Here is an 11,082-nt window from a genome sequence, read left to right on the forward strand (position 1 = left end):
TCTAGCCTTTTAAATTTGCAAAGTTAGACTTTTCTTGTACTTCATATTCAGATATAACGATCCATTCTTTAGCTATATCTTTATCACTTTTAATTTTAATCTTATTAAAAAACTGATCATAACCCTCAAAAAAACCATCTTTTTGATTTTCTACCAAAACTTCAAGTGAAACTTGATTTTTTTTCCTAAATTCATAATTATTTTTTTCTACTATGGATTTTAAAGTGTTTAGCCTTTCTTTAGCTAAAGTTCCATTTATCACATCTTTCATGGTAGCAGAATGCGTGTTGTTTCTAGGGCTAAAAATAAAAGCATGGATATGAGTGAGTGGAAATTCTTTAAAATTTCTTAAAGCTTCTTGCCATAGCTCTTCACTCTCGCCTGGATGAGCTACTATAAAATCCGTCCCTAAAGCATATCCTTTGCTTGCTATAGTATTAAAAAGCTTTAAATCATTATCCGTATGTGATCTTCTTCTCATTATACGAAGCATTTTTTCACTTGTATGTTGCAATGCAATATGTAAATGCCTTTCAAGCCAAGCTTCATCTAAGATTTCTAAAAAACTTTCATCAAGTTGTGCAGGTTCTAAACTACCTAGCCTTATGCGTTTTATACCTAAAATTTGTCCCATTTTTTGCAAAAGCTTGCCTAAACTTGTGCCATTTTTAAGCCCATATGAACCTATATTAGTCCCTGTTAAAACAATTTCACTATAACCATTAGCTCCTAAAATTTCAACCTGTTTTAAAAGAGCTTTTTCATCCACGCTTCTTGATTTTCCCCTCACGCTAGGAATAATACAATAAGAACAAGCAAAATCACAACCTTCTTGAATTTTCACAAAAGCTTTGGTATGATTTTCATACTCACAAACTATATCTTTATCAATAAAATTTAAATTTCCAAGTTCATAAAAACTTGTCTTTGCTCCTAAAAATTCATTGATTTTATCTTTATTTGACGCTCCAAGCACTCCAAAAACTTGCTTTTTATCTAAAAGCTCCTTACCTTTGCTTACAGCACCACAACCTGTAAGTATAACTTTAATGCCTTTTTTTTGCATGGTATTTACATAAGACTTTATCCCGCTATCAGCTCCATTTGTAACCGTGCAAGAATTTACAACGATAATTTGTGCTTTATTCTCATCATTTATAATCTCATAATCTTTTACATAACTTTTTAAAAGCTCTGTATCATAAATATTTGTGCGACACCCAAAGGTTTTAAAAAAAACTTTTTCTTTCAATCTTTATTCCTTGCATGAAAATACATATTTTCATGATGTTGTTCAAAATGATTTTGATTTAAATTTCCTAAATATAAATTTTGCGATGGATAAGCAATTTTTATATCTTTATGCTTATTAAATTCTTTTATAATCTCTTTGCTAATCGTACTTCTTAATACCAAAGCCGCATAAGCATTAGTCATATACCATGCAGAAATTCTCATTCCCCAATGTTCAAAAAACATAAAAAACCTTGGCTCCACTTTAGGATTTTTAATACTATATTCATGTTGTAAACGAGCTATATTTTTTCTAGCAAGCTCAGTATAACCTTTGGCATGGCGTGTAACAATATTTTCTACAATTTCTTGAGCTTTGTCAAGATTGCTATCAAAAGTAACACTTATATCAATGCCATCAAGCACGGTTTTCATACCATGATGGGTATAATTAGCAAGCAAATTTGTAAAAACATAGTTATTAGGAATAAATATAATACGCCCACTACGACGATTTTTATTATAAGTTTCAAGCGTAAGCTCTTCATAAAGAGTAATGCGTAAAAAAGAAATGTCTATAATATCTCCTATATAGGCAGTATCGTTTTGAAAAACTTTTACACGATCCCCTACTCTAAAACTTCCGCCAAAAATAATCACACACCATCCAAGCATAGACATAAACATATCTTTCATAGCAATAGCTAAGCCCGCAGAGGCAAAACCAAGTATAGTTACAAGATAAGTAATATTTTCTATATAAGCAAAGAGCAAAATAAGAAAAATAATATTTATATTAATAAAATTAATAATCTTCGTAGCAGTATAATATCTTTCACTATCCTTAATGTATTTTTTAGCAATAAATTTCAACATAAAAGCTATAGCTATAACAATAACAATAGCAACAAGTATATTTACAGCCCTTAAGCTTTGAACTTTAATCTCAGCACTTACTCGAGAAAGCTCTTCATCAATTTTTTTCTCATAAACAGAATAAGAAACACTAGCAAAATTTAAAGCTTGCTCAAATTCTTCCAGCTTTTTATCCGAAGCTTTTAAAGCTTCTATATTCTCAACACTTGGTTTAAGCTCAACTAATTCCTTAAGTTCTGAGTTTTTTTCCCTGATTTTATCTACTAAATTTTTAAAATCATTAAATTTAAATATATACTCTTCCTTTTCTCCTTTTAATTTCTTAATATGAGAAAAAGCTCCTATAATAGCCAAAGGATTAGTAAGCTTAGATAAAGTTTCTATATTATCAGGGGCACTAAGACTTTGTGCAAAATTTAAATCTTTATATTCTTTAAGCAAGTTCAATTGCTCTTCTAAATTTGCTATCTTGCGTTTAAGTTCTTCTTGTTGATGAATATCGGAAGTCTTTTTTAAATTAAGATTTAAAATGATTAATTCATCATTTATATCTTGATATTTTATAAAATTTTCATAACGTATATTCCAAATACTAGCACTGATTACAGTATTTAAAGTATTAATTTTCTCATTTATATTATTAATAATAGTCCGATTTACATCACCAAAAGCAAAAACAACAAAAAAGGTTAAAATAATAATTTTTTTCATTGGAATTCTCTTAAAGTTGCAATTATATCTTCTTTAGAAATATCACCTTTTATCAAACCCTTACCCAAAGGACTAGCAAGAACAAAATTGATTTTTTTATTAGAGCTTTTTTTATCCATGAAAAAAGCTTCATAAAATTCATCTACATTGTTGATTTTATATGATATTGGCAAACCGAATTTAAGTAAAATATCTTTTATTCTTTGACTTTGCATTTTATCCAAAAGCCCTAAATTTAAAGCCAATTGATTTGCCATAACCATACCTATAGCCACCGCTTCTCCGTGTAAATAAAGCTTATAATCTGTAAAATTTTCTATAACATGAGCAAAAGTATGACCATAATTTAAAAGCATTCTAAGCCTTGATTCTTTTTCATCTTGTTCAACAACCCTTGATTTAAGCTCTATGCTTTTTGCTATAATTTGAGTAAAAATTTCATTCTCACAAGTAGCATTTAAGAAACTTTTTTCATCAATTTTTTCTATAAAATCAAGTATACTATCATCAAACATTGCTGCCATTTTAATAAATTCAGCCATGCCTGCAGTAAGTTCTCTAGAGCTCAAAGTCTTTAAAAAAAAACTCTCACAATATACAGCTTTAGGTTGATAAAAAGTGCCAATAAGATTTTTACCAAAATTATTATTAACACCTGTTTTTCCACCTACTGCTGCATCAACACAAGCTAAAAGTGTAGTAGGAATATTTATAAAATCAATACCTCTTTGATAAATACTAGCAGCAAATCCGCCCATATCACTAATCACGCCACCACCAAAACTTATAAGTACGCTTTTTCTATCCAATTTAGAATTAAACATTTGGTTTAAAATTTCTTCCATGGTGCTTAAATTTTTATATTCTTCACCATCTTTCACAGTGGCAATAAAAATTTCTTTTGCCTTAATTTTAGAAAGTAATGTTTTCAAATGAAGACCTGAAATCTTAGGATTTGAAAGTATAAAAACCTTACTATCAAATTCTAATTCTTCAAGTTCATCAATATAAACCTTATAAGCATTTTCTTTTAACTTAACTTCTACTTGCATTGAACTACTCTTTTTGCATTTATTTTATCACATTTAATTAATTATTTATTCTACTGGTATGAAAAGTTGGTAATTTTGTCTCATTTTATAATAATGCCTATTTAAATTTGTACTTAAATTTCTGCCAAAATCTCTATTTAGTAATTCTTTTTGAAAACTCACAAATTGTAACAAATCTTCGCGATATTGCAAATTTAAAAGAGGGTTTTCATCATTTTTATTAATAATTTGTATATTTTTATCATAAAGCTTAGATAAACTTCTAAAATACTCCTCCATATCTGTAGTATTTTGAGAATTTGGATTATAATAATATAAAATAACTCCAAAATCAAGCTGTTTACTTAAATCAGTAATGACATTTGCATTGTTTTCAAGTTCACTCTCATCGGCACTTAAAATAATCGCTTCTTTAAGCTCATCAAAAGAAGCTTCACCCACCTTCATAATAGGAATTTTTAAATCAAAAAAAGCTTGTTTTTCTTTCTCAAAATTTTTTATATCGGTTACAACTAATCCTATATCATTATTTTGCAACCATGTGGAAATTTGTTTAAAATCCGTGTTGAAATAATCAAAAAACACACCTTCTTTATCCTCAGAAAGTTTTTTTAATTTTTCATACATTACCCCTAATTTAGGATTGATAACATGTATAAAAAATCTTTTTGCATTGCTTTTTTGAGTTAATTTTAAAGTAGTATCAAGCACTCTTTCTTGCATATTTTGATTCATATTTTTCATATCAATTAAAGCAAAAACATTACTTCCAAAAGGCATAGGAAATTGCCCTGCTTTGCCTCTTATATTATGAAAAATACTTTGTAAAACAACAGGATCCCCAACGATCAAAATGCTATCATTTGGCTCTAGAACAAAAGATGGTTTTACAAAATAAATTTTAGAATTTCTATAAATAAGGACTATGCGCCACCTTTTTTGTTGTATTGAACTTATGTGCCTATAAGCAAAAATAGACCCTGCTGGAATTTTTACTTCCATAATCTCTCCAACTCCAAGTCCTATATACTGAGCTGTTAAAGCAATATCTGGTAAAAAATCCATAAATCTACGGCTTAAAGTCATTCTAGCATCAGCTAAATTTGCATGAGTATCATTAACACTTAACCCCCAAAAATCCATTATTTCTATTTCTAAATTTGGATTTAAAGAACGCAAAGCCTCATAACTTTTTTTAGTTTCAAATTCATCTTGCATATAAATAAAAGCCTGTTTAAAATCCTTACTCATAATATTTTCAAGACGCGCTGTGCTTGTAGGATCAAAATAATGCAAGTCAATATACTCACTAGAAATATTTAAGTTATTTTTTTCACTATTTTGACACACTACTGTAAAAAAGTAACCTAAGCCTTTTTCAAAACAAAGCCTTTCTAAGAAATGCTTTGCTAAAATACCATCTATTATAATTAAAATATTATTCATTTTAAACTCCAAAAAGGAAATTATAACAAATGGAATTTAAATTAAAGCATAAAGATGGAATGGCAAGGGTTTGTGAAATCACTACCGCACACAGCACTTTTTTAACCCCTGTTTTTATGCCTGTTGGCACAGTAGGAGCGGTTAAAAGTCTTGATGCTAATGATATGAAAAATGAGCTTGATGCAAAAATTATTTTAGCAAATACCTATCACATGTACTTGCGTCCAACTTCCAAAGTAGTAAAAGATTTTGGAGGTTTACATGGATTTACGAAATTTGATAGAAGTTTTTTAACCGATAGTGGTGGTTTTCAAGCTTTTTCTTTAAGTAAAAATTCCAAACATTTTAATGAAGGCATAGAATTTAAAAGTCACATTGATGGAAGTCGTCATCTTTTTACTCCAAAAAGTGTTTTAGATACTCAATATGATTTTAATTCTGATATTATGATGATTTTAGATGATTTAGTAGCCCTACCCGCAACCAAAGAAAGGGTTAAAATTTCTGTTGATCGCACTATACTTTGGGCAAAAGAGGCTATTACTTATCATAAAAATATGCAAAATAAAGGTATAGGTATAGGGCAAAATATTTTTGGTATTATCCAAGGTGGTACAGATTATGAAGAAAGAAAGCGTTGCGCTTTAAGTTTAAATGAAATGCCATTTGATGGTTTAGCTATAGGTGGGCTTAGCGTGGGCGAAGAAAACGCCTTGATGTACGAAACAGTCCAAAACTTAAACCCTTATCTAGATGAAAATCGTCCAAGATATTTAATGGGCGTAGGAATGCCTGAAGATTTAGTAGAAAATGTTGAGCGAGGAGTAGATATGTTTGACTGTGTGATGCCAACTAGAAATGCAAGAAATGGAACATTTTTCACAAGTTTTGGAAAATTTAATATCAAAAAAGCAGAATTTATCAACGATCATGAAGTTATAGATTCTACTTGCTCATGTTATACTTGTCGTAATTTTTCAAGGGGTTATTTAAACCATCTTTTTAAAGCTAAAGAACTTACTTTTTTTCGTTTGGCAAGTCTGCACAATCTACATTATTATCTTGAACTTGCAAGAAAGATGCGTGAAGCAATTTTGAACAATTCTTTTACGCAATTTAAAAGAAATTTTTATCACTTAAGAGGCAAATAAAATGCTAGAACTACACGAAAATCTAAAAAAAATCCTACAAGCAAAGAATTTAGAAACTTTTTATAGTGAAATTTATGGACAAAAAATTTTTGTTTATGTGGGATTAAATTTGGAAACTTGGCTTTTTAACGATGAAAAAATTTATAAACTTCAAGATGGAGAATTTAAGCTTTCTAGCATAGAAGAATTTTCAAATTTTATTAAATCCATTTTAGAAGATTTTAAAGTACAAAATACTCATTTTCAAAACCTTTTAGAACACAAAGAAGGTATTATCTTAAAAGGTGGTTTTGTTAAAAATTTTTACAAAAAATCCTTTGTGTTAAGACAAAAAATCAACAAAAATCTAAAGCAAATTAATCTTCTAAGCGAAGCTTTCAATCTTTTGCTTAGTGAACAAGCACAATATAAAAAACATTTAAAAATTTTAAATTTATCCATCAGCATCTTAAGTAAAAACACCAAAGAACATCTAGCAAGAATTGATACTCTTTATACATTAACAAATGCAATTAAAAATGAAAAAATGAATAAAAGTATTTATCTTTTAAGTATACTTTCTTCTATTTTCTTGCCTTTAAATTTGATCGTAGGATTTTTTGGAATGAATACTAATAATCTTTTTTTCAAAGATAGCCCTTATGGTACACTTTATATTTTTTCTTTGATTTGCTGTATTTTGATTGTAGGTTTTATATTTTATTATTCAAAAAAGACTAAAGAATTTGATTTAGATGAAGGTAAAAAAGCTAAAAAACAAACAAAATAAGCAAAATTTTGCTTATTTTAAGAATATTTATATATAATTTTAACTTATTTTTGCGCTCATAGCTCAGCTGGATAGAGCATTTGATTGCGGTTCAAAAGGCCAGAGGTTCGAATCCTCTTGAGCGCACCATATTATTTATCTTCTTTAATTTTTCTTTTAGCTAATCCCATATGCTCGTAAGCATCAATTTCTTTTTTGTAAGATCCATAAATTTTCTTAAGTTCTTTATTTAAGTAACTTACTGTTTGTGCACTTGCATTAATATTTGCAGCCAAAGCAGAAACAAATTCTAGTTTCTTTTTTGCTGCTTCATCTAATTCTTTAGAAGTTTTTGAACCAAGTTTATGTGTCTGCACATAAAGTTTGGCAAGTTCTTTTAATTCAATATCCGTTAGTTTAACATCGGAAGCAGCAATTATCATTTTATCTAAGTCTGTATCAAATTTTTTAGTCTTTTCAGCTACATGCTGCTTTTGGCTAGTTTTTTGCTTTTTAATTGTTTTTTTGCCATCACTTGTAATAAGATAAGCAATCACGCCTAAAAACAATAAAAGCGCTAAAGCAGCACAAAAAATAACCAAAAAAATATGGTTCATTTAAAGTTTGCCCACAAAATTTCGCTTCCTTCTTGCAAAAAAAGCTAAAACCACCATCAATGCAAATCCCCAATAAACATAATTAGGAATTTGAGCCGCTTCGCCTGCAGCGTAAGAATGAAGTCCTGTTAAAAAGTAATTTACTCCAAAATAAGTCATAATAATAACCCAATAAGCAAACATACTCCATAAAGCAAACACAAATTGATTACAATATTTTGGAATCATTCTAAGATGCAAAATTGCTGCATAAACCAAAATGCTAACTAAAGCCCAAGTTTCCTTAGAATCCCAACTCCAATATCTCCCCCAACTTTCATTTGCCCAAATTGCACCTAAAAAATTTCCTACAGTAAGCAAACAAAGTCCAAAAATCATTGCCATTTCATTAATTCTTGTAGCCTCTGTAATATTTCTCAAAATATTAAGATTATATTTTCCATCTTTCTTAAGAAAACACATTAAGAACAGTGTAAAGATACCAAGTAAGGCACAAAGTCCTAAAAATCCATAACTAGCAGTAATAACAGATACATGAATACTAAGCCAATAAGAATTGAGCACAGGAACAAGATTTGTAATTTGCGGATTCATTTCGCTTAAATGCGCAACCATTAATACAACACCAGATAAAATAGAAGTTAATGACAAGGCTATAGGACTTTTTCTGGAGAAAAATATACCCGACAAAGACAATGCCCAAGCTATATACACCATACTTTCATAGCCATTACTCCATGGAGCATGACCTGATAAATAAGCACGAAGTCCAAGACCTACTGTATGAATTACAAAAGCTAAAACATTTAAAACATATACCACTTTAAATATAAAAGAGATTTTTAAATTCGGTACGACCATTTTAGAAAAAACAAGAATCAAGAGTAAAAAACCCGCAATTAAATATACAGGAGCGAGTTTAACGAAAATTTCAGCCTTATTAGAAAAAATTTCCATTTCAACCTTGGTTTTACTAGGCATGACTTTATATCCTATTTTTTCTTGATATTCTTTGATAAATTTCAAGCCTTCATCAGCTCTAATCCAATTACCATCTTTAAAAGCATTTTCCACGGCACTAAAATAATTCTGTATTAAAGCCAAAACAATATGCCCTTCATCCCCCTTAAGAGTAGTTACAGCAGAAAAAGGTGCAAGCCAAACATTATTTGGATTATTTTGAACAGGAATAAATTTAAATAATTCACCACTAAAAACTAAATTTACAACATTAGCTCTTTCATCTAGTTTTATAATTTCCTTATCAAAAACTCCTCTTGCATTTGGGTTTTTACGATTTGCATTTTCAACATATTTTTGAAGTTTATAGCGGTTATTCTCATCAAAAAAATCTTTATAAGCAATATATTTAGCACTAGGAATTTCTAAAATATTTGCAATAGCATCACGAACTGCTTGATTTTGTGGCATTAAAATAAAAGGTTCCAATTGCCATTTATCTACATCAACGAGCATGGAAAGCATAACAGCGTTAGAATTTTGACCCTTATAGCTATCACTTTGATGAATTTTTTCTAAAATTTCTCTTGATAGCGTATCAAAAGGCACCATTCTTCCATCTGCTGATTTTTGAACTATTAAAGTGGCAAGAGCTTTAGCATGATTAGTATTTACCACAGGTAAGGTCGAATTTAAATCTTGAGCAAAAGTCTTTTCAGAACCAAAAGATAACAATAAAATAAAAATAATCACACTTGTATGTTTTAAAGTGTCTTTATTAATTAATCTTGCCAAAGTTCTAAATCTAGAATGTGGATTTAAAAAATTCATAAACATTCCAAGACAAAGCAGAAAATAACCTATATAAGTTGGTATTTTGCCCGGATCTTTATTTACAGATAAAACAGTCCCTTTTTCATCTTGATCATAAGAACTTTGATAAAATCTATAGCCATCATAATCTAAAACATTATTCATAAAAATTCTATAATCAAAATTTTCATTATTATTTTTTACGGTAATTTCACTTGCATAAGAAGCTGGAGACATAGAACCTGGATAACGATCTAATACAAAATCTCTTAAATAAATATCAAAAGGCAATTGTTCATAAGAAAGCGCCCAAGAAATAAAGAATTTTTGATCTGCAAGTTCTATCATAATAGGTTTATTATATTCAAAAATATAAAATTCTTTACTTTCATTTTTATAGCTTAATTCTAATTTTAAAGCATTAGAGCCAGTTAATTCTAAGTTTTTATTCTCATTGCTTAAGGCAAAATCTTTAAAATGCAATAATAAAGAATTTTTCCAATTTTGAGGCTCGCCAAAAGTAGAAATCAACATAGTTCTACCCACTTCTAACCAAGCAGATTTAAACCATAACCAAAAACTTTCATCTTGAGGTCTATTGGAACCTTCTAAAGCTTCTTGCGCATGCAAAGAAGCAGCTTTAACTACAAAACTAATATCATTAATTTCATAAAGTCTTCTTTCCTTAGCATTTGCCTTTTCTCCAATTTTAAGGTCTAAATTTTGTCCATCTAGCATGCTTAGAAAATGTAAGTTTTCACTTGAACTTAAAGTTAAATTTTCATCAATTTTTACAAAAGGTGCTTTAACATTATCATTCATAAAAGCAAAGTTAACCCCTTCTATATTCTTAACTTCACCTTTTTCAAATTTAACATCAACACCTTGAGATCCTTTTTGAGAAAGCATCAAAACCAATAAAGGATCAGAATTATTATTTTCTTTATAAGTATAATGAGCATTTAAGATTAAATCTTTATATTTTAATACAGCTTGATCATCACCTAAATTAAGTTTTAGTTTAAAAGAATTAGCAAAAGGCAAATTTCCTATATAACGATCATTAACCGCACTATAGCGTTCTCCATCTTTTATAGCAGAAATACGCAAAGAAGTCTTAGAACTTTCTATAAGTGAATTTTGAGTATGCTCTCTAATAGGTAAAATACCTTCAAAACCAGCATATCTTGTCATTGCAGAACCCACTAAAATAAATAAAAAAGAAATATGAAAAATCATTAAAGGTAATTTTTTAAGCCCAAACATTTTATAACGAAACATCCCGCATAGTAAATTAATACCAAGTAAAAGTTGTATATATTCAAACCAAAAAGTATCATAAACCATTGCCCAAGCCGTAGGGGTTCCATAAGCACTTTCAATAAAAGTTGCCAAAGCACAAAAAAGCGCAAAAAGCAAAAACAATACAACCGAAACTCTTAAATCCCCTATGCTTTTTATTATATTTTTCATTC

8 protein-coding genes and 1 tRNA gene are annotated in these 11,082 nt (G+C 29.1%); 3 read left to right on the forward strand and 6 right to left on the reverse strand.

All coding sequences use genetic code 11. From position 1 onward, the window contains the following. Window position 1: 1 nt before the first annotated feature. From mtaB to FBF20_RS05195, 4 genes are read right to left on the reverse strand one after another with little or no spacing between them, the layout of a single operon-like run. Entirely contained in the window at window positions 2–1,252 is a 1,251-nt protein-coding gene (gene mtaB / locus FBF20_RS05180; protein WP_002868672.1) for a tRNA (N(6)-L-threonylcarbamoyladenosine(37)-C(2))-methylthiotransferase MtaB, read from the reverse strand. Then, entirely contained in the window at window positions 1,249–2,820 is a 1,572-nt protein-coding gene (locus tag FBF20_RS05185; RefSeq protein ID WP_002890021.1) for a mechanosensitive ion channel domain-containing protein, read from the reverse strand. The genes mtaB and FBF20_RS05185 overlap by 4 nt, the downstream gene beginning before the upstream one ends. Beyond that, window positions 2,817–3,872, reverse strand: coding sequence for a 3-dehydroquinate synthase (gene aroB / locus FBF20_RS05190; protein ID WP_002890023.1), 1,056 nt, complete (start codon window positions 3,870–3,872; stop codon window positions 2,817–2,819). The genes FBF20_RS05185 and aroB overlap by 4 nt, the downstream gene beginning before the upstream one ends. Before the next feature lie 45 nt (window positions 3,873–3,917). Continuing rightward, window positions 3,918–5,318 (reverse strand): COG3400 family protein, encoded by a 1,401-nt coding sequence (locus FBF20_RS05195; RefSeq protein WP_002856550.1) that lies wholly within the window; start codon window positions 5,316–5,318, stop codon window positions 3,918–3,920. Between the two features lie 29 nt (window positions 5,319–5,347). Here FBF20_RS05195 and tgt point away from each other — a divergent pair, with 29 nt between their 5' ends. From tgt to FBF20_RS05210, 3 genes are all read left to right on the forward strand, one after another. After that, window positions 5,348–6,469: a tRNA guanosine(34) transglycosylase Tgt gene (gene tgt, locus FBF20_RS05200; protein ID WP_002890026.1), complete on the forward strand. Its 1,122-nt coding sequence runs from the start codon at window positions 5,348–5,350 to the stop codon at window positions 6,467–6,469. 1 nt (window position 6,470) lies between these two features. After that, window positions 6,471–7,238, forward strand: coding sequence for a magnesium transporter CorA family protein (locus FBF20_RS05205; RefSeq protein WP_002852995.1), 768 nt, complete (start codon window positions 6,471–6,473; stop codon window positions 7,236–7,238). Between the two features lie 52 nt (window positions 7,239–7,290). Continuing rightward, window positions 7,291–7,367 (forward strand) — tRNA-Arg (locus FBF20_RS05210). Between the two features lie 2 nt (window positions 7,368–7,369). On the opposite strand, the gene FBF20_RS05215 is transcribed toward FBF20_RS05210, so the two are convergent. Beyond that, complete coding sequence (locus FBF20_RS05215; RefSeq protein ID WP_002852989.1) at window positions 7,370–7,819, reverse strand: hypothetical protein; 450 nt, start codon at window positions 7,817–7,819, stop codon at window positions 7,370–7,372. Between the two features lie 15 nt (window positions 7,820–7,834). Continuing rightward, window positions 7,835–11,080 (reverse strand): cytochrome c biogenesis protein CcsA, encoded by a 3,246-nt coding sequence (ccsA, locus tag FBF20_RS05220; RefSeq protein ID WP_002852963.1) that lies wholly within the window; start codon window positions 11,078–11,080, stop codon window positions 7,835–7,837. Window positions 11,081–11,082 lie beyond the last annotated feature (2 nt).

Source organism: Campylobacter sp. CFSAN093259 (assembly GCF_012889985.1).
In the GTDB taxonomy this organism is placed as follows: domain Bacteria; phylum Campylobacterota; class Campylobacteria; order Campylobacterales; family Campylobacteraceae; genus Campylobacter_D; species Campylobacter_D jejuni.

What these genes read in the sequence shown, in the direction of transcription:
- aroB (WP_002890023.1), bottom strand. Translation starts at nt 3,872, where the DNA reads ATGCAAGTAGAAGTTAAGTTAAAAGAAAATGCTTATAAGGTTTATATT.
- FBF20_RS05195 (WP_002856550.1), bottom strand. Translation starts at nt 5,318, where the DNA reads ATGAATAATATTTTAATTATAATAGATGGTATTTTAGCAAAGCATTTC.
- FBF20_RS05205 (WP_002852995.1), top strand. Translation starts at nt 6,471, where the DNA reads ATGCTAGAACTACACGAAAATCTAAAAAAAATCCTACAAGCAAAGAAT.
- ccsA (WP_002852963.1), bottom strand. Translation starts at nt 11,080, where the DNA reads ATGAAAAATATAATAAAAAGCATAGGGGATTTAAGAGTTTCGGTTGTA.
- FBF20_RS05185 (WP_002890021.1), bottom strand. Translation starts at nt 2,820, where the DNA reads ATGAAAAAAATTATTATTTTAACCTTTTTTGTTGTTTTTGCTTTTGGT.
- tgt (WP_002890026.1), top strand. Translation starts at nt 5,348, where the DNA reads ATGGAATTTAAATTAAAGCATAAAGATGGAATGGCAAGGGTTTGTGAA.